Annotated in this window: 21 protein-coding genes and 1 pseudogene; 20 read left to right on the plus strand and 2 right to left on the minus strand. The window is 37.8% G+C overall.

The genetic code is table 11. The features are described 5' to 3' along the window. The first annotated feature begins 349 nt into the window (after positions 1–349). Positions 350–721, plus strand: coding sequence for a helix-turn-helix domain-containing protein (locus tag P6940_RS05395; protein WP_231562193.1), 372 nt, complete (start codon positions 350–352; stop codon positions 719–721). A gap of 129 nt (positions 722–850) precedes the next feature. Here the strand turns inward: P6940_RS05395 and P6940_RS05400 are convergent, their stop codons facing one another. Next, a complete protein-coding gene (locus P6940_RS05400; protein ID WP_277293434.1) occupies positions 851–1,525 on the minus strand; it encodes a metal-dependent hydrolase in 675 nt (224 codons plus the stop codon). Between the two features lie 190 nt (positions 1,526–1,715). On the opposite strand from P6940_RS05400, the gene moaC reads away from it, so the two are divergent. The 19 genes from moaC (at position 1,716) to P6940_RS05495 (ending at position 25,216) form a co-directional block, all read left to right on the plus strand. Then, positions 1,716–2,216, plus strand: coding sequence for a cyclic pyranopterin monophosphate synthase MoaC (gene moaC, locus P6940_RS05405; RefSeq protein WP_277293435.1), 501 nt, complete (start codon positions 1,716–1,718; stop codon positions 2,214–2,216). 179 nt (positions 2,217–2,395) lie between these two features. Beyond that, a complete protein-coding gene (gene trmL / locus P6940_RS05410) occupies positions 2,396–2,863 on the plus strand; it encodes a tRNA (uridine(34)/cytosine(34)/5-carboxymethylaminomethyluridine(34)-2'-O)-methyltransferase TrmL (protein ID WP_277287926.1) in 468 nt (155 codons plus the stop codon). A gap of 73 nt (positions 2,864–2,936) precedes the next feature. Continuing rightward, positions 2,937–3,302 carry a YlbF family regulator gene (locus P6940_RS05415; protein WP_277293436.1) on the plus strand — a complete coding sequence of 122 codons (366 nt, stop codon included), beginning with the start codon at positions 2,937–2,939 and terminating at the stop codon, positions 3,300–3,302. Continuing rightward, the gene (gene murB, locus P6940_RS05420) at positions 3,277–4,209 is read left to right on the plus strand and encodes a UDP-N-acetylmuramate dehydrogenase (RefSeq protein ID WP_277293437.1); all 933 of its coding nucleotides are present in this window, start codon (positions 3,277–3,279) and stop codon (positions 4,207–4,209) included. Before P6940_RS05415 ends, murB begins: the two co-directional genes overlap by 26 nt. Positions 4,210–4,474: 265 nt before the next feature. After that, positions 4,475–6,286, plus strand: coding sequence for a translational GTPase TypA (gene typA, locus P6940_RS05425; protein ID WP_028258207.1), 1,812 nt, complete (start codon positions 4,475–4,477; stop codon positions 6,284–6,286). Between the two features lie 323 nt (positions 6,287–6,609). Next, entirely contained in the window at positions 6,610–7,437 is an 828-nt protein-coding gene (locus P6940_RS05430; protein ID WP_277293438.1) for a M48 family metallopeptidase, read from the plus strand. Between the two features lie 122 nt (positions 7,438–7,559). Next, positions 7,560–10,967, plus strand: coding sequence for a DNA polymerase III subunit alpha (locus P6940_RS05435; RefSeq protein ID WP_277293439.1), 3,408 nt, complete (start codon positions 7,560–7,562; stop codon positions 10,965–10,967). 85 nt (positions 10,968–11,052) lie between these two features. Then, positions 11,053–12,807, plus strand: a complete 1,755-nt coding sequence (gene pyk / locus P6940_RS05440) for a pyruvate kinase (protein WP_277293440.1) — start codon at positions 11,053–11,055, stop codon at positions 12,805–12,807. A gap of 55 nt (positions 12,808–12,862) precedes the next feature. Then, on the plus strand, positions 12,863–13,768 hold the full coding sequence (locus tag P6940_RS05445) for a LysR family transcriptional regulator (RefSeq protein WP_277287933.1): 906 nt from the start codon (positions 12,863–12,865) through the stop codon (positions 13,766–13,768). Between the two features lie 319 nt (positions 13,769–14,087). Continuing rightward, positions 14,088–15,494 carry a DASS family sodium-coupled anion symporter gene (locus P6940_RS05450; RefSeq protein WP_277293441.1) on the plus strand — a complete coding sequence of 469 codons (1,407 nt, stop codon included), beginning with the start codon at positions 14,088–14,090 and terminating at the stop codon, positions 15,492–15,494. A 109-nt stretch (positions 15,495–15,603) separates the two neighbouring features. Beyond that, positions 15,604–15,873: a citrate lyase acyl carrier protein gene (citD, locus tag P6940_RS05455; protein WP_028258201.1), complete on the plus strand. Its 270-nt coding sequence runs from the start codon at positions 15,604–15,606 to the stop codon at positions 15,871–15,873. Next, a complete protein-coding gene (locus P6940_RS05460; protein ID WP_028258200.1) occupies positions 15,873–16,805 on the plus strand; it encodes an aldolase/citrate lyase family protein in 933 nt (310 codons plus the stop codon). The genes citD and P6940_RS05460 overlap by 1 nt, the downstream gene beginning before the upstream one ends. Further along, positions 16,795–18,345 carry a citrate lyase subunit alpha gene (citF, locus tag P6940_RS05465; protein WP_277287934.1) on the plus strand — a complete coding sequence of 517 codons (1,551 nt, stop codon included), beginning with the start codon at positions 16,795–16,797 and terminating at the stop codon, positions 18,343–18,345. The genes P6940_RS05460 and citF overlap by 11 nt, the downstream gene beginning before the upstream one ends. Positions 18,346–18,660: 315 nt before the next feature. After that, positions 18,661–20,001 carry a CitMHS family transporter gene (locus P6940_RS05470; protein ID WP_038114006.1) on the plus strand — a complete coding sequence of 447 codons (1,341 nt, stop codon included), beginning with the start codon at positions 18,661–18,663 and terminating at the stop codon, positions 19,999–20,001. Positions 20,002–20,203: 202 nt separating this feature from the next. Continuing rightward, positions 20,204–20,407 (plus strand): helix-turn-helix domain-containing protein, encoded by a 204-nt coding sequence (locus P6940_RS05475; RefSeq protein ID WP_277293442.1) that lies wholly within the window; start codon positions 20,204–20,206, stop codon positions 20,405–20,407. Next, positions 20,400–21,287, plus strand: a complete 888-nt coding sequence (locus P6940_RS05480; protein ID WP_277293443.1) for a DNA-methyltransferase — start codon at positions 20,400–20,402, stop codon at positions 21,285–21,287. Before P6940_RS05475 ends, P6940_RS05480 begins: the two co-directional genes overlap by 8 nt. Beyond that, the gene (locus tag P6940_RS05485) at positions 21,259–24,018 is read left to right on the plus strand and encodes a hypothetical protein (protein ID WP_277293444.1); all 2,760 of its coding nucleotides are present in this window, start codon (positions 21,259–21,261) and stop codon (positions 24,016–24,018) included. Before P6940_RS05480 ends, P6940_RS05485 begins: the two co-directional genes overlap by 29 nt. Positions 24,019–24,053: 35 nt before the next feature. Beyond that, a complete protein-coding gene (locus P6940_RS05490) occupies positions 24,054–24,749 on the plus strand; it encodes a hypothetical protein (RefSeq protein ID WP_277293445.1) in 696 nt (231 codons plus the stop codon). Further along, a complete protein-coding gene (locus tag P6940_RS05495) occupies positions 24,725–25,216 on the plus strand; it encodes a protein kinase domain-containing protein (protein WP_277293446.1) in 492 nt (163 codons plus the stop codon). Before P6940_RS05490 ends, P6940_RS05495 begins: the two co-directional genes overlap by 25 nt. Positions 25,217–25,243: 27 nt before the next feature. Here P6940_RS05495 and P6940_RS05500 read toward each other — a convergent pair. Continuing rightward, positions 25,244–26,362 (minus strand): annotated as a pseudogene (locus P6940_RS05500) (IS1249 family transposase). Positions 26,363–26,760 lie beyond the last annotated feature (398 nt).

Below are 26,760 nucleotides of genomic sequence, written 5' to 3' on the forward strand. Positions count from 1 at the left end.
TGCACGATGATTGCTTTATACAAATAGGGAAATCTGTAATACGTATGTATATAGTAATTGATTGGTGTCAGATGGGTGCAAAATACTTACACGTCATAGTACTAGGCCAATACGAATCTAGAAATAATCTTCTTAGTCGACATATGTAGTAGGTGTATTAAATTATAAGTATACCTAGCTAGATGGACTTTCAACTAGAGCTATACTCGAGGCGCTGGACTATAGTGGACCATGATGGACATGTAGTATCCGATATGAAACAAGTGTTAGCGATGAATGGACCCATTGGTAGTACGTGACAAACCAGATAGACATATACATAGATGAGTAGGTCGTTGATGGAGTAACTATGGGGGTAGTAGCTATGCAATTGCATAAAAATTTAAAACAAGCACGATTGCGTATAGGACAAAGTCAAATTAAAGTATCTAAAAATATTGGGATTAGTAATGCGGCGTTGTCTAACTATGAAACGGGATACCGTGAACCAGACGTAGACACCTTATATCAATTGGCTAAATATTACAATGTGTCCTTAGATGACTTAATCGGCATTACTACAGATGGCGATTTACCGCCTTGTGATTTATATGCAGTGGTTAAAAGTAAACACATTGCTTTTAAAGGTGAAGTATATGTATTGAAGGAATCACAAAAACAACTATTGATGAAAGAATTAGAAACCATTTTTTCAAAGTTTGATCGATGTAAAGTTAAATAGACGTGAGCATAAAAAAGAGAAGTTTCTCGCTAGCATAGGATGAGAAACTTCTCTTTTGTGTGATAGGTTGGGAATACCTATCATGATGTGTACTTACTAGATACCTAGAGCTAGTAAGTGTACGGCCTATTAGCCTAATTCGATGGTAGATCCTGGTTCTACGACAAGACCCGCCTTATTATACTTGCTTTCAATGAGTGCTGTATATACCGCTGGTTCTTTATCAATTACGGGCCATGTTTTGTAGTGAATTGGAATTGTTACATTCGCGTTGACCCAGGAGGCTGCGAGTGCTGCATCTTCGATACCCATCGTATAGTTATCGCCAATCGGCAATAGGGCATAGTCGATTTCGCCAAATCGATTTAGTAATTTCATGTCGCTAAATAGGGCTGTATCGCCAGCAAAATATAGACGCGTATCGTAGAATTCTACAAGGCAACCACAAGCGTGACCACCAGGTACACCAGAACCATGGAATGCTGGCACGAGGCGAATGGATCCAAAGTCAAAATTATATTTGCCCCCTAAATGCATGGCATGGATGCGACAACCAGCATCGGCCGCTTTTTTGGCTACTTCGGCAGTAGAAATTACTAGTGCGTCATTTGCTTTAGCGATGGTATTCGTATCGCCGTAATGATCGTCGTGACCATGAGATATAAAAATATATTGGCATGAAATATCTTCAGGACGAGCAGTATCCCATGTGTTGCCGGTTAAAAATGGATCAAATATGATAGATGTAGTATCATGTGTTAGCATGAAACAGGCATGACCGAAATACGTTAATTGATTAGACATACTTATACCTCCCACGTCATTGAATCCCTAGTGTATGATGATAGCAACCATACGGTTAGTGCCTATGTATATTATATTCTAGATAGATAGGAAAAATCCTATCTGGTATAATAAATTTTATAGACTATAGTTACATAGGATATTTAGATAAGTATATCACGTGTGGTGATAATTAGAATAGAGGCACAGTATGGAATTGACACATTTTGATAAATACGGCAATGCACGCATGGTTGATGTGGGCCATAAGGCAATCACGGATCGCATGGCGGTAGCAGAAGGATTCATTACGGTGAATGAAACAATTTATAAACGAATAGAAGAAGGGACCATGAAAAAGGGCGACGTTTTATCCGTAGCACAATTGGCGGCGATTATGGGGGCTAAACAAACGAGTCAGTTAATCCCCTTATGCCATCCGTTGGCATTGACGAAAGTAGACGTGCATTGCCAGCTAGTACTTGATACATGGCAGATAAAGATTACTGCTATGGTTAAGACGAGAGGGCAAACGGGCGTTGAAATGGAAGCGCTCACGGCGGTTCATGTAGGACTGTTAACAATATATGATATGTGCAAAGCTGTCGATAAAGGTATGGTGATAGGCCCCATTTACTTGGTAGAAAAAGACGGTGGCAAGAGTGGACATTTTATACGGCGCGAAGCGGTAGATAGAAAGATACATAGGTAGAAGCCTTAAAATGGTGTAACAGATGCGTTCGATGGATAGCAAATTATCGTCAAGCCCTAGTATGCATCATGGTACGAGTATCGATTGAACGTGACGATTAGACTATGATATCTAGGATATTGAGAGAATACGTCTTTTGTAGTACAATGAACTCATCATATAGGATAAAGGATAGATACATGGAAATAGTATTAGTAGAACCAGAAATTCCCGGAAATACGGGAAATATTGTACGATTGTGTGCCGCCAATCACATGACGTTGCACTTAGTAAAGCCATTAGGGTTTTCCATTGAAGATAAATATTTGAAACGGGCAGGCCTTGATTATTGGCATTTAGTGGATATTCGTATTCATGAAAATTTAGAAGAAGTGTTTGATGCCTATCCAGATAGGACATTTTATTTTACATCTTCTAAGGCAAAGCATGTGCATAGTGATGTGCAGTATAAAATGGGCGATATGCTTGTGTTTGGAAAGGAAACGAAAGGATTACCAGAAGAACTACTTAAAGCGCATGAGGAAACGAGTATTCGCATTCCTATGAAAGAGGAAGCACGATGCTTGAATCTTTCTAATGCAGTGGCAATTGTTTCTTATGAAGCTATGCGTCAATTGGGGTATCCCGATTTAAAAAAGATAAAATAGATATATACAAGATATGATAGTCTATATAGAGATGTATAGGCTATGACAGTGAGTATTGTAGTAGGAGGAACATATGAATTACGATAAAGCAAATGACCTAGCAAAAGCTATGCGAGATAGTGAAGAGTACAAAGCGTTAATGGAAGCACAACAACGAGTAGAAGGCGATGCAACTGCTACGGGGCTAGTACGGACTTTTATGGCCCAACAAATGGAATGGGAATATGCTAAATTGGCGAAGGCGCCGAATGAAGCAGAATTGTTGAAAAAGCAAGAGGATTTAATGCCTATGATTCAAGCGAATGAAGCGGCACAAGCCTATTTGCAAGCACATGTTCGATGGAGCCAAATTTCCAATGACATTTATCGCATCATTAGCGCACCAATTACGGAAGGAATGAAGATTCTTGATCATGGCGATGAACAACCAAAATATTAAGGATTTTATACAAGCAGTTGCTAGTAAATTGCCTGCGGAACTGGTACGTGAAAAAGAGCCACTAGCAGATCATACGACCTTTAAAATCGGTGGACCAGTAGATGTATTCGTTACACCTCATACGATTGAGGAACTGAGCTTTGTCATGCAAATGATAGACCGCTATCAAATACCACTGACTATATTGGGCCTAGGTTCCAATGTGCTTGTCCGTGATGGTGGCATACGTGGCGCTGTGGTGAGCCTAGCGCGTATGACGACCGTTAAATCTTGTAAAGAGGGCGTTATGACTATGGGGTCAGGCTTTTTGTTAAAAGAAGTATCTGAATTTGCCTTAGCGAATTCCCTAACAGGTCTTGAGTTTGCCGTAGGTATTCCTGGCAGCTTGGGCGGTGCTGTATTTATGAATGCAGGCGCTTACATTAGCGAAATGAGTCGTGTCGTCACTGCCGTCTGGACAGTTGATGCGAAAGGAGCTTGTAGAAAATATACAACTGGTGAATTTGATTTCGCTTACCGCCATAGTGTTTTTCAACATACGGGAGAAGTGATTGCCCAAGTGGAAATGACATTAGAAACAGGCGATGCGCGTGAGATACAAGCACTTATGGAGGATTTAACAAGGCGTCGTGAATCCAAGCAACCATTGGAATATGCTAGCGCAGGATCTACTTTCAAACGACCAGAAGGCTATTTTGCAGGGACCTTGATTGAAGAAACGGGTCTGAAAGGCTTGTCAGTAGGTGATGCACAAGTTTCTGAAAAACATGCGGGTTTTGTTATCAACAAAGGCCATGCATCTGCATGCGATGTATTGACATTGATTGGACAAATTCAGGATAAAGTCTACGAAGCGCACGGTGTGCAATTAGAACCAGAGGTGCGGTTACTAGGCATTGATAAATAGATGTACTAGTTGGTAGACCATTAGACGATAGACTTTCAGAAATTTTTAGGTTATCATCTGGCCGTGTGAAGTGATGGTAAAGACGTCTATATCGTAGTAAGCCATCACGTAGGGCGTGATGAGTGAATGCTTACTAGGAAAATCGATAAATAGGTAGCATAGTTTTATAAAGTGTGGTAAAATAAAGTGTTCATTGCTATGGACACTTTATTTTAGTATATGAGAACCCCATATAAATTTACATTACCTGTAAGGGAGGATATTTATGATTCGCGAAGATCTTCGTAATGTCGCTATTATTGCTCACGTTGACCATGGTAAAACAACGTTGGTAGATGCCATGTTGAAACAAAGCCATATTTTCCGAGATAATGAAAAAGTCGCAGAACGTGTGATGGATTCTAATGATTTGGAACGAGAAAGAGGGATTACCATTCTTTCTAAAAATACGGCTGTCATGCATGATGGCATTAAAATTAATATTGTAGATACCCCAGGCCATGCTGATTTTGGCGGCGAAGTAGAACGCGTATTGAATATGGTTGATGGCGTATTGTTATTGGTGGATGCCTATGAAGGCCCTATGCCACAAACTAAATATGTATTGCGTAAAGCCTTAGAACAAGGATTGAAACCAATTGTGGTTATCAATAAAATTGACCGTCCAGATCAACGTGTGCATGATGTGGAAGATGAAGTGCTTGAGTTATTTATGGAATTAGAAGCGAATGATGACCAACTTGATTTCCCTGTAGTTTATGCATCGGCTCGTGCAGGTATTGCCAAAACGAATATGGACGATGAAGCTACAGATTTAACGCCATTGTTTAAGGTGTTAATTGATGAAATTCCAGCACCAGAAGCTGATGCAGATGGGCCATTACAATTTATGGTAACTACCTTAGACTATGATGAATATGTAGGTAAAATCGCAGTAGGCCGTATTGTTCGCGGTAAAATGAGACCAAATCAACCAGTGGTTGTTATGAATGGGGAAGACACACGGAGAGCTAAAATTGGTCGTGTGTACACCTATAATGGGTTAAATCGCGTAGAAACTGAAGAAGCAACAGTAGGCGATATTATTGCTTTCATCGGCATTGAAGATATTAATATTGGTGAAACAGTGGCGGATGCAGAAAATCCAGAAGCATTGCCAACCATTACTATTGATGAACCAACATTATCCATGATGTTTATGGTTAATAATTCTCCTTTTGCAGGTCGTGAAGGTGAATTTGTAACAAGTCGTCATTTACGCGATCGCTTGTATCGAGAAATTCAAACGAATGTGTCTATGAAAGTAGAAGATACTGATTCGGCAGATGCTTTTAAAGTATCTGGTCGTGGGGAATTACATTTGGCCGTATTAATTGAAACGATGCGTCGTGAAGGCTATGAATTGCAAGTAGGGAAACCAAAAGTAATCTTCAAACGCATTCAGGATCAAATGTGTGAACCATTAGAATATTTAACAATTGATGTGCCACAAGAATTTATGGGTACAGTTATGGAATCCTTAGGGGTTCGTAAAGCGGAACTTATCAATATGGTTGAATTAGCTGGCTATTTGCGCATGGAATTTGTTATTCCGGCTCGTGGCTTGATTGGCTTTAGATCACAATTCTTAACCAATACAAAAGGGACTGGTATTATGAACCATGTGTTCCATGGATATGCACCATACAAAGGTGATATTCCTGGTCGTACTCGTGGTGCACTTGTAGCATTTGAAACTGGGGAAACGACTCCATACGGTTTAAACTCTGTACAGGATCGAGGCGTCTTATTCTTAGGGGCCAATGAAAATGTATATGCTGGTCAAGTTATCGGTGAAAATTCTCGTGAATTAGATATGGAAGTCAACCCATGTAAGAAAAAACATGTTACGAATATGCGCTCTAGTTCTTCTGATGAAGCGGTTCGTTTAACACCACCTCGTATTTTGAGTTTGGAACAAGCATTAGAATGGGTTAATGATGATGAATTGGTTGAAATTACACCAAAATCCATTCGTTTGCGCAAAGCAATTCTAGATAGATCGGCTCGTGCAAAAGCGGCTAAGAATGCAAAATAATGATTATACTTGTAGCATCATGTAGTAAGTTGTCACAGCTCTTACTACGCATGCATACATAGACGTAGGCCTCCTTGTCATACTTTGGTGTGATAAGGAGGTTTTTGTGCTAGTAATGGGTGAGTTAATAAGTGCGCTTGGATACATCGATTAGGATGATTGTATGGAAAATAGTAGTGAGCCTAGGGTATGCTAGACGAATGTGATATGATGAATATACATGAAGTGATACGTAGCATATTAGTATATATGGGATGTATATACTTAGGATGCATAGGTGTATGGTAGTATACATCTACGATGGGTAGAGTAGTAGAGGATGAATGATGAATAGACTATGGGATAGGATAAGAAGATTGCCTTTTATAGGCGGCGTAAGTCAGCCATCATCAGCAGTAACGACTTTGGAACGGGTAATCGAAGAGGATGGGGAATGCCTTTCCTATGAGCTGACGAGAAAGCCTGTAAAACGTATTAATTTACGAGTACTTGCGGATGGTTCGGTGCGTGTGTCGGCGCCACGGTCTGTACCGGTAGAACAAATCGATGATTTTGTAGTATCTCATCTATCGTTTATTGAGCGAGCTAGAAAAGAGTGGCGCTTGCGACAAGCGGATGATAGACGCTTTAGGCCTTCCTATACAGAAGGGGAAGACATCATTTTGCTAGGCCGTCCCGTTTCACTAGTGGTGAATAGGGCTCCTAGTAAACGACAATCACGGATGGTGTACGATGGACAATCGACCCTTACCTTATATGCTTTACCAGAGGCAACCTGTGAAGAACGACAGGCGATGGGCGAAAAATTTTTAAAAACGTGGGGTCATGCCGTCTTTGTTCGATGGTCTAATCTAGTACAAGAACGATTTTTAGCGGCCTCTTATGATGTGCCTTTGGCCCATATTAAAGAGCAACGCATGCGTAGCCGCTGGGGATCGTGTATGCCGAGCAAAGGCATCATTAAAATGAATTTGACCTTGCTTCATGGGCCAGAGTCATTTATTGAATATGTTATGGTTCATGAATATGCCCATTTTATTCATCCCAATCACTCTCCAGCGTTTCATGCCGTAGTAGAAAGTATCTTGCCAGATTGGCGCATGCGTAAGGCACAGATGCGCACTTACTTTCACCCGTCACACCATAGATAACCGACTGTTACTAGTGGCAGCGATGGGACTAACAAACAAAATCTACTAGTTAGATTCGTAAAGATAATCGATATATATGGTATAATATAGTTGGATTATTATGTGAGAAAGGCGGACATACTATGCGACCATTTGTACATCTTCATGGACATACTGAATTTAGTTTGCTTGATGGCATTTCGCGCTTACCAGATGTCATCAGTAAAGCAAAAGAATGCAATATGCCTGCAGTAGCCATTACTGATCATGGGAATATGTATGCAGCCATTTACTTTTATAAACAAGCCGTAGTCGCAGGTATTAAACCAATCATTGGTTGTGAAATCTATGTGACGGCTGAGAGTCGCTTCGATAAACCAGAAGGGCGACGGAGAGAACGACTTAAGCATTTGGTATTGTTAGCGGAAACGATGGAAGGCTATCGCAATTTAGTTAAAATTGTTTCCAAAGCCTCTACAGAAGGGTACTATTTTAAGCCACGAGCGGATCATGACTTGATTGCACAGCATAGTAAAGGCCTTATTGCGTTGAGTGCGTGTATACAAGGAGAAATACCTCAATATATTCTGCAAGACAATATGGATGCGGCGAAGCGTACCATAGAATGGTATATTGATGTGTTCGGCAAGGATAACTTTTTCTTAGAAATTCAAAATCACGGTATTCCAGAAGAACTCACCGTACAAGAGGCACTGATTCAGTTAAGCAAAGAGTATGGGGTGGGTCTAGTTTGCTCCAATGACTTTCACTATGTGAATCGTGATGATGCGGATGCACAAGATATTAAGGTGTGCATATCGACAGGCGCCAAGCGAGCTGATGTGGATCGCATGAAATTCCCTAATGACGAGTTTTATATGAAAACGGGCGATGAAATGGCGGAACTGTTTTCGCATGTTCCCGAGACCTTGGATACTACGCTATGCATTGCTGAGCGGTGTAACGTGACATTTTCCTTTGATGAGCATCATTTGCCCCATTACGATGTGCCAGAAGGAGAAACGGCACATAGTTATTTGCGGAAATTATGCGAGTCCATGATTCCTCATCGCTATGAAAGCACGACAGAAGAATTGATGGAGCGCCTTGATTATGAGCTGCGTATTATTGGAGATATGGGCTTTGATGATTATTTTCTTATCGTGTGGGACTACGTGAAATATTCTCGTGATCATCATATCCCAGTCGGTCCTGGTCGTGGTAGTGCCGCTGGTTCTGTAGTGGCCTATCTGTTGGGAATTACTGGATTAGATCCGTTGCGATACAATCTTTTGTTCGAACGATTTTTGAACCCTGAACGGGTGAGCATGCCCGATATTGATATGGACTTTTGCTATGAACGGCGCGACGATGTGATTCGCTATGTAACCGCTAAATATGGTCAAGAACGGGTATCGCAAATTATTACGTTCGGTACAGAGGCGGCACGGGCGGTTATTCGCGATGTGGGTCGCGTCTTAGACATGCCATTAGCCGAGGTAAACCGCATTGCTAAGATGATTCCGAACGAACTCGGCATTACCTTAGAAAAGGCCTTGAAAAGTAAAGAGTTAAAAGTGCTTTATGAAAGTGATCCAGCAGTACAGGAACTTATTAATTTTTGCCTAAAGCTAGAAGGCATTGCTCGTAATACGTCAACCCATGCAGCAGGCATCGTGATTTCTGCTGATCCTTTAGACGATCACGTGCCTGTGCAAAATGCCAATGAAGAAGGATTTGTGACACAATACGACAAGGATAATATTGAAGAGTTAGGTCTGTTAAAAATGGACTTTTTAGGCTTGCGCACGTTGACAGTTATAGAGGATGCATTGGCACTCATTCAAAAAAATCGCGGCCTTACGATTGATATAAATCGCATTCCTCTTGATGATAAAAAGGCGTGTGAAATTTTAAGTCGTGGCGATACGGCAGGGGTATTTCAACTAGAGTCAGAGGGGATTACAAAACTTGTAATGGCCTTAGGGCCAGAACATTTTGAAGATTTAATCCCCCTTGTGGCCCTATATCGGCCAGGTCCATTGGGCAGTGGCATGGTAGATGATTTTATTAAAAGTCGTCATGGACAGCGTGAAGTAACCTATTTGCATCCTTTGTTAGAGCCTATTTTAAAAGATACATTCGGTGTTATTTTGTATCAAGAACAAGTTATGCAAATTGCCTCTGTTATGGGTGGCTTTTCACTGGGGCAAGCTGATTTATTGCGTCGTGCTATGGGTAAGAAAAAGGAATCTGTCTTAAAAGCGCAGCGCGAATCCTTTATCGCCGGCACTCGTAACAATCAGATTGACGATGCTATTGCTAATGAAGTATTTGATTTGCTCGTGTATTTTGCAGGATATGGATTTAATAAATCACACAGTGCTGCCTATGCGTATATTGCCTATCAAACGGCTTATTTAAAAGCTCATTATTTCCCTGAATTTATGGCGGCTACCATGACGAGCTTTATGACGAACATGGATAAACTTACCTATTATATCAATGAATGTAAGAAACATGACGTCACTGTATTGGGCCCCGATGTGAATTACAGTGAACATGGATTCGTGGTGGAAGATACGGCGATTCGCTTTGGCTTAGGGGGCATTAAAAATGTAGGCGATAATGCCATTGATCAGCTTATTCTAGAACGTCAAAGAGCGGGAGAATATGTGTCACTTCTTGATTTTTGCAAACGGGTGAATGCGAAAGTGGTGAATAAACGATTATTAGAAAGTTTAATTCGCTGTGGTGCTATGGATAGTTTTGGGGAAAATCGCAATCAGTTGTTGCATATGTACGAAGCGGCTCAGGCTGTGGGCAGTAAACAACAAAAAGATCAAGCCTTAGGAACGATGAATTTGTTTGGCGGTTTAGAAGAAGATATAGATTATATTAAGACGCCCTCTATAGAGGATTTATCGGAAGAGGAAAAGTTAAAGGATGAAAAAGAATATACAGGATTCTATATTACAGGACATCCTTTGAGTAGCTATGCCAATGAATTATCGTCCTTGTTTGAATTGGGCCGCTTGCGAGATAATCCAGAAGCCTATGATGGCAAGCAAGTGACAGTGGGAGGTTTGATTGCGAGTAAAACAGATCGCATGACACGACGCAATGAGTTGATGTCCATCGTGCGGTTGGAAGATTTTACTGGCGCTAGTGATGTAGTTTTGTTCCCACAAACCTATCAAAAAGCACAATCTTATATAGCAGTAGATATGATTGTTAAAATTAAAGGTCGTGTTGATGCAGATGAAAAAGGCGTTCAAATCATTGCTGAGTCCGTCATGCCTTTGAAAGTTAATTATCATACAGTGCGACGGATGGTGATTCATATTCCTATAGAGTGTGATACACCAGAAGTGAGCCAACAATTAAAAACATTACTTACGAAGGCGACGGGCAATGTACCGGTTAGCTTTTATTTAGAGAAGCAACGTAAATCTATTCCGTTGCATCCAAGTTTTTACTTTACACCGACAGACGAGATTTGCCACCAGTTGGTGACCATCTTAGGTGAAGATTGTATAGAGTTTTATTAATGGTTTAGTAAAGGTAATACCTGATTCCACCAGTGATTTCTATTATGTAATAGAGATGGAATGTGTATGCCTATAGAGGTATAGTATGAATAAGCGAACTAAAATTGTATGTACCATAGGCCCAGGTACCGACCAACCGGGTATATTAGAAAACATGTTGAAATCTGGCATGAATGTGGCGCGGTTTAATTTTTCTCATGGTACGCATGAACAGCAAGAAGAACGAATGAATATGGTGCGTGATGCAGCACTTATTGTGCGGCAACCAGTGGCATTGATGTTGGATACGAAAGGACCAGAAGTACGACTAGGTCTATTTGAAAAGGGAACAGTATATTTACAAGCAGGACAAACGTTTACATTGACGACACAAGCGGTTATGGGGAATCAAGAACGCAACACCGTTAGTTATGCGGGGCTCATTCATGATGTGTCTATAGGAGATCGCATTTTGTTAGCCGATGGACTTGTGGAGGTATCGGTAGTAGAAATTACCGATACAGATATTGTGACCTATGTGAATAACAGTGGAGAAATTGGCGATCGTAAGCGTGTGGCGGTGCCAGGAGTGCCATTACATTTGCCAGCCGTATCCGCTCAGGATGAAGCGGATTTACGATTTGGCTGCCAGCAACATGTGGATTACATCGCCGCTTCTTTTATACAACGCGGTGAAGATGTGGTGGCCATTCGTCGTATTTTAGAAAGCGAAGGCAAGGGAAAAGATATAAAAATTATTGCAAAAATTGAAAATGCAGAAGGACTTAACAACCTCGATGATATTTTAAAAATGGCGGACGGCTTAATGGTAGCTCGTGGTGATTTAGGCGTGGAAATTCCAGCGGAAGAAGTGCCTGTACTGCAGAAAATGATTATTAGAAAATGCAATGAAGCGGGGAAAGTAGTGATTACGGCAACGCAGATGTTAGAATCTATGATTCACCAACCTAGACCGACACGAGCGGAAGCGAGCGATGTGGCGAATGCGATTTTAGATGGCACAGATGCTATTATGCTGAGTGGGGAAACGGCAAATGGTACCTATCCTGTGGAAGCGGTACAAACGATGACACGTATTGCAGAAGTGACAGAGCAAGCGAGCATTTATGACAATGCGGGGCGGCAAATTAGAACAGGCTCCATGAATACGACGGAATCAATTTGCGCGGCCAGTGTAGACGTGGCTAACAACTTAGGGGCCAGTGCGATTATTACCTGTACAGAAACGGGCGCTACGGCAATTGGCGTGGCACGCCATCGGCCTAGCTGTCAAGTAGTAGCGGTAACACCTCATGCGGCTACGATTCGACGTATGCAACTGTATTGGGGCGTTCAGGCGATTAAAGGACCTGTGTGTACTAATTCTGACGGCATGGTAACCCAGTCCATACACCAAGCCTTAGCGGATAATTGTATTTCTTCTGGCGACTTAGTCGTCGTTACAGCCGGTGTACAATCTGGTTCACATGGCACAACGAATATGATTCGCGTGCACGTGGCGGGCAATGTGTTAATTGATAGTAATAGCCTTGGCAGTACGTCTGCTACGGGGCGTATATACATAGCCAGTCGCCATGAAAGTCATGAACACTTTCAACCAGGAGATATCCTTGTTATAGGAACTATGGAGCCTAACTATATGGCATTAGCAAAACAGGCAGGTGCCTTAATTACGGTAGAAGATGGATTTACATCGGATGGAGCCATTATAGGTATTAACTTAGGCATACCAGTTATTTTGGGAGCAAAAGAGGTAGAACGTGTTTTGGAGGATGGTCAAATTGTTACTGTTGATGGCGTACGGGGAAAAGTATTTGAAGGAACCGTTAATGCTCGTTAACATAGATGTGTTGGTGTTGTAGGGCATCGTATATGCCGATAGATAGGAGCAATCTATGGATGAAAGAGAATGGAAAACGTTTACTACGGTAGTTGAAGAAGGGAATATTACGAAAGCAGCTGGTAAACTGTTTATATCGCAACCGGCTCTTAGCTATCGATTGCGTCATATGGAACGTGAGTTAGATATATCTTTATTATTGCGAACCAATGAAGGGATTATCCTTACGCCAGAGGGCGAAGTGTTTTATGAATATTGCCGCCACATGCTAGGCGAACAAGAGTCATTGCGACAAAAATTAAGCTCCGTATCGGGCAAAATTAGTGGCACCTTAAAAATTTCCTCTTCCATTAATTTTGCTGATTATGAATTGCCGCGCTTATTACGACTGTTTAGGGAACAGTATCCAGACATTACGGTGCATGTAAAAACAGGATTTAGCCACCAAGCGATTAAATCTTTTAATTCTGGCGAATGCATGATTGCCTTTGCACGAGGTGACTATAATGGAGTAGGTCAAGCGACTACCTTATTAGAGGAACCGTACTGTGTGGTCTATAAAGACCCCGTTCCGTTTCACGAATTAGGGGACATTCCATATATTCGATATCAAACAGATCCAACCGTAGCCAATGTGATTGAAACTTGGTGTGGAGAACATATTCCACAAATGTTAACATTAGGGATGGAAGTGAATTCCATGGTAACCTGTCGCCACTTTGTACGGGAAGGACTAGGCTGGTCAATCCTTACGTATATGGGTCTTGGTTCTTGCAAGGATCGAGATATTGTGGTGCGCCCCGTATGTGATAAACAGGGAAATTTCGTGACAAGAAGCACAAAGATGTTTTATAATGAAAGCATATTAAATTTATCAGCTGCTAAAATTTTTATAGAATTTGTGACTTCATATTATGAAGAACATGAAGTAGTAGACACATCGTTCTTTTACAAAGAATGAGTGTCCTTATATCGATAATGAAAGTTCATGTCTATGTATTATATAGACGTGAACTTTTTTTGTTAAGTAACAAGAGTTACGTAGTTGTTGTTCAATAGGTATAAAAGTTTTATACCCCCCTATAAGAGGCTTCTATTTTTCTTCTTCTACTAGACCATATATAATGAATGTATGGAATTATATGTATTCTATATACACATATTATAAGAATATTGTTATAGACTTAGTGCATATAGGAATAGATATGTTGTGTAGTTTTGTATGGTATAGATTCTAGGTGGAATATATACAGAGTAGTAAATCGATAGAAGGGATTTGTATGAATAACAAAATTTGGAAATTAGCTATCATGATAGCCATTCCATTATATACATGGTTTTCAGGGGCACCAGACGGGTTGAGTCAAGAAGGTTGGCGCCTATTAGGTTTTTATTTATCAGCGATTGTAGGGCTTATGTTAAAACCCTATTCCGTACAGATTATATTTTTAGCCATTATTGCCGCATCTTCTATTTTTATGGATAATGCCAAAATATTATTGGCTGGCTATGGCTCCACATCCTTATGGATGATTATTGCCGCCTTTTCGCTAAGTGTTGCTTTTGGTAAGACGGGACTGGGGCATCGATTGGCGTACCATTTAGTAAGTCTATTTGGTAGCAGCGTATTGCGCTTAGGATATGTAACGGCATTGATTGATTTTATATTGTCTCCAGCTACACCATCGAATACGGCTCGTGCAGCAGGCATTGTATATCCAATCAATTTATCCATTGCAGAATCCATTCACTCATTTCCTGGTGAAACAGCCCGTAAAGGTGGTTCCTATATTTTGATGAATGGTTATTTTGTTACAAAAATAACATCCTTTATTTTCATGACCGCCATGGCGCCCAATCTACTTGCCTTAGACTTTGTGAATAAAATTTTAGGCATCTCATTGACGTGGGGTGAATGGGCCTTAGCCATGATCGTTCCTGGTTTGTTAATGCTAATCATCACACCTTTGATTGCGTACTATGTGGATCGACCTACAGTGACAACCATTGATAATAAAGCGTTAGCCGCTAAGGGGTTAGCGGAACTAGGCGATATGAAGACCAGTGAAAAGATCCTCTGCGTGATTTTCGTCTTAGCCCTTATCGGTTGGGCCTTGCCATCTATCGGTATTGCCGTAAATGCCACTGCAGTAGCACTGGTAGCGATGGCATTCACCTTATTGACTAAGATTATTACATGGAATGATATTGTGGAAACCAAAGCGGTGTGGAACACATTCATTTGGTTCGGTGGCTTACTTGGTATTTCGACAGCCTTATCAAAAGCGAAATTCTTTGACTGGTTGGCTACATTCATGGAAAGTCATATGGCATTTGACCTTTCCCCACTTATGGTGGCAGTTATATTGGCGATTATCAGCTGCGCTATTCGGTATTTATTTGCCTCCAGTACAGCCTATATCGCATCTATGATGCCCGTATTCTTGACAGTGGGTAAGGCGACAGGCGTAGATCCTGCGCTATTCGGCTTATTAATGTTGACGACGAATGCGTTTGGCGGTTCCTTAACACATTATGGCGCGTCCCCAGGACCAATTATTTTCTCCGCTGGATATAACACCGTAAAAACTTGGTGGACTGTGGGAGCGTTATTGGTTATTGTTTATTTGATTATTGATTTTACGATTAGCCCGTTATGGTGGTCCCTTACAGGCTATATCGGTTAACAAGGTAAAGACATTGCACAATGTTTTTTATAGACCTATTGTATTTTATGTTGTAGGGAAAGTTACTACGATGTAGTAACTTTCAGATGTACCTAAGAAAGGATATACTATGAAGCATTTAGTGAAAACTGCTACGGCTGGTTTTGATGAAAAGCAAGATGTTCTCGTTACAGTGGAACCAATTAGTGCAGGTATTGAAGTGGAATTAACTTCAAAAGTCATGCGTCAATATGGCAAACATATTGAAGAATTGATTATTAACACAGTGAAAGAACAAGGCTTTGACGGTGTGAAAGTAATTTGTGATGATAAAGCAGCTTGGGACTATGCGATTAAAGCCCGTGTTATGGGTGCCTTAGAAAGGGGGAGCCAAGAATAATGAGTGCATTAACAGAAGCAGCAAAAGCTCGTATTTCTCGGTCGATGATGTTCGTACCGGGCAATTCACCTAAAATGATTAACAGTGCGGATATTCACGGTTCAGATAGCTTGATGTTTGATATAGAAGATTCCATTCCTGTTACAGAAAAAGATACGGCTCGATTAATGACAGCAGAAGCATTAAAGTCTATGAAATTCCGTGCAGAAACAGTGGTTCGTATCAATCATCCTACACAAACACCATATGGTATTAAAGATATGGAAGTCATTATTCCTGCTAAACCTGATTTGATTCGCTTACCAAAAACAGAAGACGTATCAGAAGTGGAATTAGTAGCTCGTAAGATTGAAGAAGTGGAAAAAGAAAATGGATGGGAAGAAGGCACTATTAATATCATCGTTGCCATTGAATCCGTAAAAGGTTTGTATAATGTGCGAGAAATTTGCCATGGCCCTCGCGTGGTAGGCATTGCTCTTGGTGCAGAAGATTATCGCGCTGATCTTCGTACTGGTAAATCGAAACCAGCCGTAGAATTGGCGTTTGCACGTCAATCGATTTTATTGGCTGCCCGTGAAGCGGGTATCCGTTGCGTAGATACAGTCTTCTCTGATGTGAAAGATCCTGAAGGCTTTGTAGAAGAAGTAACCTATATTAAAGCCCTTGGCTTTGATGGAAAATCGTGTATTCATCCTAGCCAAATTAAATTGGCTCATCAAGTATTTACACCAGATGAAAAAGAAATTGCTCATTCTGTTAAAGTGTTGAATAGCTATGCGAATGCATTGAAAAATAATTTAGGCGTTATTGCAGTAGACGGAAAAATGATTGATGGACCTATCGTAGTCCGTGCACAACGCATTATTGATAAAGCACGGGCAGCAGGTATTAAAGTAGAAGTAGATGAAGGAGCTGAAATTAATGTTAAATAAAGCAGGTCGTGACATCCCAACAAACTTGCCGTACCTTAGCGGCAAAGAAGTATATCAAGGCGAATTTGCGATTACACCAAACACACATCGTGTAGGCCGTACAGTACGTGCGTATGGACAACAGCCTAATAAAATTGTAGCTTCCATTGATGAAGCAATTGAAAAAGCAGGCTTAAAAGATGGTATGACAGTGTCCTTTCACCATCATTTACGTAATGGCGACTATATATGCCAAATGGTGATGGAACGCATTCAAGCGAAAGGCATTAAAGACATTACCGTTGCATCTAGCTCCTTAAGCCCTTGCCATGACTTCTTAGTGGATATGATTAAAGATGGTACCGTTACAGCCATTGAAACATCAGGCTTGCGTTCTGCCCTCGGTAAATTTCTTACTAAAAATCCAGGCGTATTAAAACGCCCTGTAGTCATTCGTTCTCATGGTGGCCGTGCAAGAGCTATTGAATCTGGAGAAGTTCATATTGACGTAGCATTTATGGGAGCTCCTACTTGTGACCGTCGCGGTAATTTTACTGGCTCTGAAGGTAAATCAGCATGTGGTGCCTTAGGGTATGCTATGGTAGATTCACATTATGCGGATGTAACCGTGGCTATTACTGATAATTTAGTAGATTATGTATATCCTTACTCTGTACCACAAACCGATGTAGATTATATCGTAGAAGTAGAATCCATTGGGGACCCAGAAGGCATTGCGTCAGGGGCAGTAGGATTTACTAAAAACCCAATACAAATTAAAATCGCTGAAATGGCGGCAGCCTTTTTAGATGAAGCAGGGATTATTAAAGAAGGGTTTGCATTCCAATTAGGCGCTGGCGGTGCTCCATTGACAGTGGCTAAGTTCATCGGTGAAAAATTGAAAGCGAAAGGTATCAAAGCTGGCTTTGGTATTGGCGGTGCTACTGGTATCTTGGCAGGCATGTTAGAAGACAATCTAATCGATGCAGTCTATGATACACAAACATTTGATACAACAGCGGCAGCTTCATTACATACAAATCCTAATCATATTGAAATGAGTGCGTCCATGTATGCTAATCCTTGGACTGATTGCATGACGAATTATCTTGACGTAGTATTCTTGGGTGCTACAGAAGTAGATGTTGATTTCAATGTCAACTGCATGACGGACTCAAATGGCGTGTTGATGGGTGCTTCTGGCGGCCATAGTGATACAGCAGCAGGTGCTAAATGCACTGTCATTACATGTCCATTAGTACGTGGTCGATTGCCAATGATTTTAGATCGCGTACAAACCATTATCACACCAGGTACATCTGTAGATGTGATTGTTACAGAACGAGGCATTGCTATCAATCCAAATCGCAAAGATTTAATCGATGCCTTAAGAGATAGTAACTTGCCAATTTACACAATTGAAGAATTACAACAAATTGCTTTTGATTTAGTCGGCAAACCAGAATCAGTTACCGTATCCGATAAAGATGAAGATATTGTAGCTGTCGTAGAATATCGTGACGGCTCTGTGATTGACGTGGTTCGCAAACCATTAGTATAGTACGCATGAGTACATGGTTACTGGAATAGACTAGAGAGCATTTGATTGATAAGCTATCATACAGCTGTAGTAGTTAATACAGTATGGTAATAATAGTTATATCGGTATAGAACATCGAGCCGTGCCATATTGATAGATATGGTATCGGCTCGATATCAATAGTATGTTATAGTTAGTTTTCTAAGTATAACGAATGAGTGTTAGTAAGTCATGTACTTGTATGTATAATTATTATTTTCTCTGTGTTGTTACCAATGAGCACATTGTTATAAGTTAGACCCACTTTTTGTTATTATATACATGGAGGATTTGCTTATGTATGGAGAAACACTTCTTGGTGTAATGGGAATTTTGATGATTGTAACCATCGTTTGGGCGTTGATTCAATCAAAAACAAATCCTGTTCCTATTTTTGTTATTGTGCCTATTGTAGCGGCTGTGATTGTAGGTTTTGGACCACACGAAATCTTTGCGTTCGTGAAAGCTGGCGTATCTAAAACTTGGTCTACAGCGGTATTATTTATCTTTTCAATCGTATTCTTTGCTCTCATGGGGGATGTAGGGCTATTTGATCCTATGGTTAATTGGCTATCCAAAAAAGCGGGCAATAATATTATGGCGGTTACGATTGCCACTTCCTTGATTGCCGTTATTGCGCATATGGATGGTTCCTTAGCTTCTACATTATTAATTACCATTCCAGCCATGTTGCCAGTGTATAAAAAGTTACATATTCGACCAGTTACTTTGCTAGTTATTATCGGGGCAGCGATGAGTATTATGAACTTGGTGCCATGGGGCGGTCCTGTAGCGCGTACAGGTGTTGTACTCAATGCAGATGTAAATGCATTGTGGCAACAATTAATCCCATTACAAGGGGTAGGACTTGTCATTGTCGTTCTATTTGCGGCCTATATGGGATGGGTTGAAAAACGTCGCGGTGCTGGGCTACATGCCACTGGCAAAGCTGCTTTACTTGATAGCACCGTTGAGGATAGTGATATAGGTCATTCTCAAGCAGAATTTGACGCTATGAAACGACCTAAGTTAATCTGGATTAACTTGTTGATTACCCTTGGTGTTATTGGCCTTCTTTGCTTTACAAAAGTGCCATTATATGGAGCATTTATGCTAGGGTTGGCCATAGCTTTAATTATTAATTTCCCTGGGGCAAAAGCGCAATCTAAGGCGATTAAAATGCATGCAGATACAGCCTTGACTATGCCTATGATCCTATTGGCATCCGGTATCTTCTTAGGTGTCTTAGACGGAACAGGTATGATGAAATCCATGGCATCCTTGTTAATCGGCTTAGTGCCAGATGCTATTGGTGGTCATTTGCAAACTGTTTTCGGCATTTTTGGTGTGCCAATCGGTATGTTATTAGGTACTGACTCCTACTTCTTTGGTCTTGTACCACTCGCTATTAGCGTAGGACAACAATTTGGTATTGATGGACATAATATGGCGATGGCTATGTTGATTTCCAAAAACTATGGCGTATTAGTAACACCGCATGCGGCAACAACATTCTTAGCGTGCGGCTTGGCCGGTGTAGAAATTAAAGATATGTTAAAATTCTGTGCACCACGATTGTTTGTACTTTCTTTAATTTCTCTTACTTTTGGTGCCTTATTAGGTCTATTTACTATCTAATGATTTTCATATGTAACAGACAGAGTTATAAAAAAGAGCTGAAAGAAATGACATGTCATTTCTTTCAGCTTTTTTAATATACTGTAAGAATTACGTAATAGGCTAATCAACTAGTTAAGAAATATGTAAAGATTAAGTTACAATTTGTGGTATAATATTATAGAAAAACTGTATAAAGTAGAAGATTAATTTGAGGTGGAATATGGGATTTTCCTATGATAAATTATGGAAAAAATTAATAGATGAAAAGATGAATAAATTAGACCTACAAAAAGCCATACAAACAACTCCTCATACCATAGCTAAAATGGGACGTGACGAGAATGTGAGTATGGAAATACTTGGTAGAATTTGTAGATATTTTAAATGTGATATATCAGAGGTATTGGAGTTTAAAAATGGGTAAAACTTGTATTAATAAATTAGAATATACAGAATTTCTTAATAATATTATAGAGGGTGATTCTCTTGAAATTATGTCAAAAATACCTGATGATTCTATCGATATGTTGTTAGTAGACTTGCCTTATGGTACTACACAAAATAAATGGGATAGTGTAATTCCGCTGGAAGAACTATGGAAAGAATATAATAGAATAGTTAAAGACAATGGTGCTATGATTTTTACAGCTTCAGGTTTATTTACAGCACAATTGATGCTTTCAAATCCTAAAAATTATAAATATAAAATAGTTTGGGAAAAATCTAAGCCAACAAATTTCTTAAATGCGAAGATACAGCCACTAAGAAAACATGAAGACATAGTTGTATTTTATAGAAAACAACCAGTTTACAATCCTCAAATGACTAGAGGAGAAGCTTATAGTAAAGGTATACGTAAAAATCAACTGACAGGTTCATATGGGGACTTCAATCCTGTATTAGTTGAGAGTGATGGAGACAGATACCCTGTTGATGTAATATATTTTAAGACAGCTGAATCGGAAGGAAAAGTTGTTCACCCAACACAAAAACCTGTAGAATTAGCAAGATATTTAATTAGGACATATTCTAACATAGGAGATGTTGTTTTGGATAACACATGTGGATCAGGGTCCTTTTTAGTAGCTGCTCTACTTGAAGGTAGAAATTTTGTAGGTATAGAGAAAAACATTGACGTGGCTTTATTTAAAAATAAAAAAATTGATTATGTAGAAATCTCAAAAAATAGAATATTAGAAAGTTATGAAAATATGCTAATAACTGATGGAAATATGTTAAGCGAAATTGTTCCGGTCAATCTGTTGGAGAGGGAATATGCAAAGCAAATCAAATTTAATATCTAACGAGAGAAGTGTAGGAAGCGAATTAATTACCAAAATAAATATAATATTTAGCAATAATAACTGGGGTATGAAAAAGGCTGTGGGTGAACTTTCACTTAAAAGTGAGAACGCTAAAGATAATCGAAATTCTACTCTTTTTCCAGATATAATTATATTTAAAGATGAGGATAAATTACAACCTTTAATGGGTTGGGAACTAAAAATGCCCGATGTTCCAATAGATGATTCTGAATTTATATCTAATGCTAGAGATAAAGCGGATAGATTGGGAACGAGTGCTTTTGTATTATGGAATTTTCAATATGTGTCTATTTACATAAAAAATAAAAATGGTGAATGGCAAGATAAGGCTACGCATTTTTTTTATCAATATAGTCAAGTTTTAATTGATAGAAAAGAAGTTCAGAACAATACAGATATATGGGAAAAACAATTAGAGGATGTTCTTTCTTGTTTAAATGAAGAATTACTAGCTGAAAAATTTGTAGCCGCTCCTATAGAGTTTAATATTTCAAATTATGTAAATACGATCTCAGATAAACTTGCTCCATTAATAGCTTATAACTACTCAAATCTTACAGATATTACCTTTAGAAAATATGTTAATTATTGGGTAAAAAATGAAAAAGCAGAGTTATCTATAATTTCTGATATTAATAATGAAAAGAAATCCTATTTAGCATTTGCTAAGAATATTATAATCAAATGGATTAATAGAATTCTATTCTCACATTTAATAAAGAGATATCATACTGGAATAAATAATTTATTGATTGATTTTTCTAAACATGAAAATATCAATGAATTATCAGTAAAATATAACGAGGAAGTTAAAAAAACTGACTTTTATACTATATTAAATGTCGGAAAGTATGAAACTATTTTGCCACAGGAGGTTGTTTCTAGTATAAATGAGTTTAACATTTTTCTATCACAAACAAATTTTTCAAATGCGAGTATGGAATTTACCTCAAATATTCTAGAAAATATCGTGGATATTTCTAAGAGAGAATTAATGGGTCTTTATACAACCCCAAATAATCTAGCGAAGTTATTAGTACATTTGGCAATCGATGAGGGGGTTGGTGAATATGCCGATTTAACTGTTGGGTCAGGAACTATAGCAAAAAACATGATTAAATATATTTCAAATTATAATTCTGTAGACTATGCTCATGATCATGTTTGGTCTTCTGATAAATATAACTATCCTCTACAAATTGCAAACCTTGCAATGACTTCTCCAAAAAGCATAAATAAGAAAAACATAGTTTTTCAAAGTGATGTTTTTGATTTAAATATTGGAAATTCAATTAATATTGTAAATCCTATGACTGGTAAAAATGAAGTATTAGAAATTCCTAAATTCAACTATCTATTATCTAACTTGCCATTTATCAGTAGCAATAAAAGGAATGAATCAGACAAATTAAAAATAGAAAAGTTTGTATCTTCAACTTCATTAGATAGAAAATCAGATATATATCAAATAATATTGTTAAAATTTAAAGATTTGCTGGATAACAATAATGGTAAAATTGGCGTAATAATTTCAAATTCGTGGTTCAAGATTCAAAAGAACTACAAATCTTTTTATAAAACGCTTTTAGAGTATTATGAGGTTGAATATATCCTATATTCGAATGTTGGTAGATGGTTTGCAAATGCGGAAATAGTTTCTTCAATAGTTATATTAAAAAATAAAAGTCAATCGTTAGATAAAGGTACTAAATTTGTTTCGTTAAATATTAATCCTAGGACATGTAAAGAGGAAATGATTGAAGAACTATCTGAATCAATTTTATTTAATTCCGAAAGTAAACTATTTAATCTAGAAGAATATGGATACGATGAGGTTAATGAATTTATAAACTTAGGATTATCATTAGAACCTCTATTTGACGATGTTAGCTGGATATTAGATATTAAAGAAAAACTAGTCGATTTAAATAGTATTTTTAACAGTAGCAGAGGCGTTAGAACTGGAGCAGATAAAATTTTTATTACAGGTGAAAAGTATGCCGATGATGAATATACGTTTCCAATACTTAAAAACTTAAGTAATGTTGATAGCTACCATATTAACATTACTAATGAATACTATTTTTACACCAAGGATTCAATCGACACCATCAAAAATAAAGGTAATATTGATACAATTAAATATATTAAGAAGATTGAAAATACACCAGTAGCTATAAATAGAAAAAATAAGAGAAAAAATTCGTGGTATCAAGCTGATCAAAAACCGCAATTTGCTGATTTTGCTACCTCTATAAACCCAGGAAAAAGATTCTTCTGGGTGATGTTTGAAGAAGAGACTGTTGTAAATCAAAGGGTTACTGCATTTAGATTAAAGTATGAGCATAAAGATGATAAGAATCTAATTCATGCATTACTTAATACATCAGTTTCAATATTTATGTTAATGGGATCAGGTTTTGGTAGAGCATTAGGGGCAACTGATTTAACTAAGGATGGAATAAGTCAATCATATTTTTTAAATCCTGATTTATTATCAACAAAATCAAAAAATATAATTTTGAATTCGTGGAAAAAAATAAAAGAAAAGAAGGTTGAAAATATTGATATTCAATTAGAAGATTTTGATTGGATAAAATTTAATAAATTGGTTTACAAAGAATACGGGTTACCTGAAAGTATTTTTGAATTAAGTAAAAACAATATTATTAAGTTATTAAACAGAAGATTAAACTCTAAGAAAATATAATTTATGATATCTAGAAATGTGGTGAAGTTTAAAAAATGGATTTAGAAAATTATATAGAAACACAGTATAGAGAAATTGTTAAATATATTAATATAGAATTTATTGACTTATATGAATGTTTCAAGTCAGAAAAACTACAGAAAATTTTCTCTATAATTCATCATCTAATGGTTGAGAACTATAAAATCATGAACCAAAGATTACCTACAAGAGAATACGGAGTACATTTTTGGGCTGAACCTAGTAGAGAGTTATTATTAGCTATTAATGTTGTAACAGGTATGCATCGAGCACTTAAAAACACGAAATTTTCTTTTTCATTTGACGAATATTATAAAAAGGTTATCAAAGAGTCTGAAGGATTTCTTTCTAATAGTGGAGGTAGCGAGATACCTCCAAATATGGCAAAAGTTCAACTTTATTATACTATTCCTATTTTAAAACCTACCGAGGTTATATCGATTAATTCTCCTAGTGGGAGAAATAAAATTGTTGATATCAAAATTATCGGAGAGGGTTCGTATGCAAAAGTATTTTCATATATAGACCCTTTTTATGGAAAGAAATTTGTCTTAAAAAGAGCAAAAAATGATTTATCTGATAAAGAAAAAGTTAGGTTTAAAAATGAATTTGAAGAAATGAAAAATTTATCATCTCCATATGTTGTTGAAGTATATAACTTTAATGATCAAAAAAAGAGTACACAATGGAGTATATGGATAAAACTCTAGAAAGCTATATAAATGAAAACAACACTTTATTAAAGAAAACTGATAGGAAAAACTTATCTTTACAAATATTAAAAGCCTTTAAATACATTCACTCAAAAAATTTGCTTCATAGAGATATTAGTCCAAATAATATTTTAATAAAGATCTACGACGATGTTAATGTAGTTAAAATTTCAGATTTTGGACTAGTAAAGACACCTGAAAGTAATTTAACATCATTAAATACGGATTTTAAGGGGGGCTTCAACGATCCAGGATTAGTAACTTATGGTTTTAGTAATTATGGAATTGAACATGAAACTTATTCAATAACTCGATTGATATATTTTGTATTAACAGGTAGAAAAAATATAAATAATATAAAAAATAAGAATCTATCTAGCTTTATTAATAAAGGTCTTTCTACTAACTTAAAAGAAAGATTTCAATCAATTGATGAAATTATTGATTTTTTATATAAAATATAGGGTTATAGGACAAAACGTGTTGCAAATTTAATCCCATGAATTGTTAAAAGAATAATCATAATTATGCAAATTACTCCATGCAATGGCATCTCCCCATGTTGGAATCGAGTTATCTAATCTGGATTGTACAATCATGGTATTATATATATCAGAGATACTTTTATTGGTCGGCATAACCTTAAGTATTTCTTTGAATGGAAGCGGGTTCGGTGAGTGCATATAGCACCACCAGAACACCGCTTTTATTCTTCTTTCGATTGACATACCACGATGATTTCGCAGCATAGTACGTAATTGTGCATTAATTCCACCCTCAATTCGATTGTTTGTAGCAGGGCATTCAAACCATAAAGATTTATCTAAATATGTAAATAATACATGTTTATTGATTAATTTGATTAAGGAGTTTTCTGTCTTTATTAAGCGTTCATGCTTAGGTCGTATAGTACCATACTCATCTATGGTTGTTTCAGCTAGAAATATTTTATGTCGAATCTTCCAAGCCATTATATTTTGAATCCATACCCGAGCCTGATCTTGTGTTTTTATTGTTAATAAAGTTTTGGCTAATCCATATAGTTCTTTTCCAGCGAGACTTTTAGGTCGTGTTGTTGTATATCTTTTAACTTACTGAAATACATGGAAGATACACCTTTGTAGTTTTGTCTTGGTCCAAACTTTTTTTAATGCTTTTTAAAAGCCAGTACCTCCATCTGAAATAACAACAATAGGACTAGATATGCGTTGTAGTAAAGCACACCACGCTCTAGAATGTTCATATCTGCAAACGTACCACCCCAGAACGTATTGTTGATTACAACAGATTAAAATACAGACATTTTTAGCTAAATAAATTCCATTAACAAAAACCACTGTACTCGATACTTCAATTTTAGGGGGCAACGGCCATAACTCCCAAAACCTTACTGTTTTTCTATGAAAACTACGACCTTGTCCTGTCATTTCATTCTGAGTATTCTTGCCAAACAACCACTTTAAAAATAATTGTAATTTGATTTCATCTTTTGTAATTATATTCGTAAATGAACATCTACACTGCCTCTATATCCATCTTTGGGAACCTGCATTAGACCTACCATGTTTTCTACAACTAAAGCCACAATTAGGGCATCTAACATTTTTCATAAAAATACTCCTTCTAAAAAAATATATTCCTAGAAAGATAAAACCCTATTTAGGCCAGTAAATGCAAGAGATTTCAGCTTTTTTGCAACACATTTTGTCCACCCTTTAAAGTTCACTAAAAAAGATAAAATGCCGATGGAACTAGGTATTTTCTAGTTCTATCGGCATTTAAAACAACACGTTTTGTCCTATAACTCTATTTTTGTAATAATTTAAAGGCCATGAGCATTCAAACTCATAGCCTTTTTATCTGTTGTATCGTACTACCGAAAGACGCTCTGAATCAATTTTTCTAACATCCCTAATTCAATGGGACTTAGTTTTTTTCTTTTTATTCTTTGTAGAGCAATGAGTCTTTCTTAGTGTCCTATGATAGACATCGTTATGGCATAGGGCTG

The organism is Veillonella montpellierensis (genome assembly GCF_947090115.1).
GTDB lineage: Bacteria > Bacillota > Negativicutes > Veillonellales > Veillonellaceae > Veillonella > Veillonella montpellierensis.

What these genes read in the sequence shown, in the direction of transcription:
- P6940_RS05395 (WP_231562193.1), top strand. Translation starts at nt 350, where the DNA reads ATGGGGGTAGTAGCTATGCAATTGCATAAAAATTTAAAACAAGCACGA.
- P6940_RS05400 (WP_277293434.1), bottom strand. Translation starts at nt 1,525, where the DNA reads ATGTCTAATCAATTAACGTATTTCGGTCATGCCTGTTTCATGCTAACA.
- moaC (WP_277293435.1), top strand. Translation starts at nt 1,716, where the DNA reads ATGGAATTGACACATTTTGATAAATACGGCAATGCACGCATGGTTGAT.
- trmL (WP_277287926.1), top strand. Translation starts at nt 2,396, where the DNA reads ATGGAAATAGTATTAGTAGAACCAGAAATTCCCGGAAATACGGGAAAT.
- P6940_RS05415 (WP_277293436.1), top strand. Translation starts at nt 2,937, where the DNA reads ATGAATTACGATAAAGCAAATGACCTAGCAAAAGCTATGCGAGATAGT.
- murB (WP_277293437.1), top strand. Translation starts at nt 3,277, where the DNA reads ATGGCGATGAACAACCAAAATATTAAGGATTTTATACAAGCAGTTGCT.
- typA (WP_028258207.1), top strand. Translation starts at nt 4,475, where the DNA reads ATGATTCGCGAAGATCTTCGTAATGTCGCTATTATTGCTCACGTTGAC.
- P6940_RS05430 (WP_277293438.1), top strand. Translation starts at nt 6,610, where the DNA reads ATGATGAATAGACTATGGGATAGGATAAGAAGATTGCCTTTTATAGGC.
- P6940_RS05435 (WP_277293439.1), top strand. Translation starts at nt 7,560, where the DNA reads ATGCGACCATTTGTACATCTTCATGGACATACTGAATTTAGTTTGCTT.
- pyk (WP_277293440.1), top strand. Translation starts at nt 11,053, where the DNA reads ATGAATAAGCGAACTAAAATTGTATGTACCATAGGCCCAGGTACCGAC.
- P6940_RS05445 (WP_277287933.1), top strand. Translation starts at nt 12,863, where the DNA reads ATGGATGAAAGAGAATGGAAAACGTTTACTACGGTAGTTGAAGAAGGG.
- P6940_RS05450 (WP_277293441.1), top strand. Translation starts at nt 14,088, where the DNA reads ATGAATAACAAAATTTGGAAATTAGCTATCATGATAGCCATTCCATTA.
- citD (WP_028258201.1), top strand. Translation starts at nt 15,604, where the DNA reads ATGAAGCATTTAGTGAAAACTGCTACGGCTGGTTTTGATGAAAAGCAA.
- P6940_RS05460 (WP_028258200.1), top strand. Translation starts at nt 15,873, where the DNA reads ATGAGTGCATTAACAGAAGCAGCAAAAGCTCGTATTTCTCGGTCGATG.
- citF (WP_277287934.1), top strand. Translation starts at nt 16,795, where the DNA reads ATGTTAAATAAAGCAGGTCGTGACATCCCAACAAACTTGCCGTACCTT.
- P6940_RS05470 (WP_038114006.1), top strand. Translation starts at nt 18,661, where the DNA reads ATGTATGGAGAAACACTTCTTGGTGTAATGGGAATTTTGATGATTGTA.
- P6940_RS05475 (WP_277293442.1), top strand. Translation starts at nt 20,204, where the DNA reads ATGGGATTTTCCTATGATAAATTATGGAAAAAATTAATAGATGAAAAG.
- P6940_RS05480 (WP_277293443.1), top strand. Translation starts at nt 20,400, where the DNA reads ATGGGTAAAACTTGTATTAATAAATTAGAATATACAGAATTTCTTAAT.
- P6940_RS05485 (WP_277293444.1), top strand. Translation starts at nt 21,259, where the DNA reads ATGCAAAGCAAATCAAATTTAATATCTAACGAGAGAAGTGTAGGAAGC.
- P6940_RS05490 (WP_277293445.1), top strand. Translation starts at nt 24,054, where the DNA reads ATGGATTTAGAAAATTATATAGAAACACAGTATAGAGAAATTGTTAAA.
- P6940_RS05495 (WP_277293446.1), top strand. Translation starts at nt 24,725, where the DNA reads ATGGAGTATATGGATAAAACTCTAGAAAGCTATATAAATGAAAACAAC.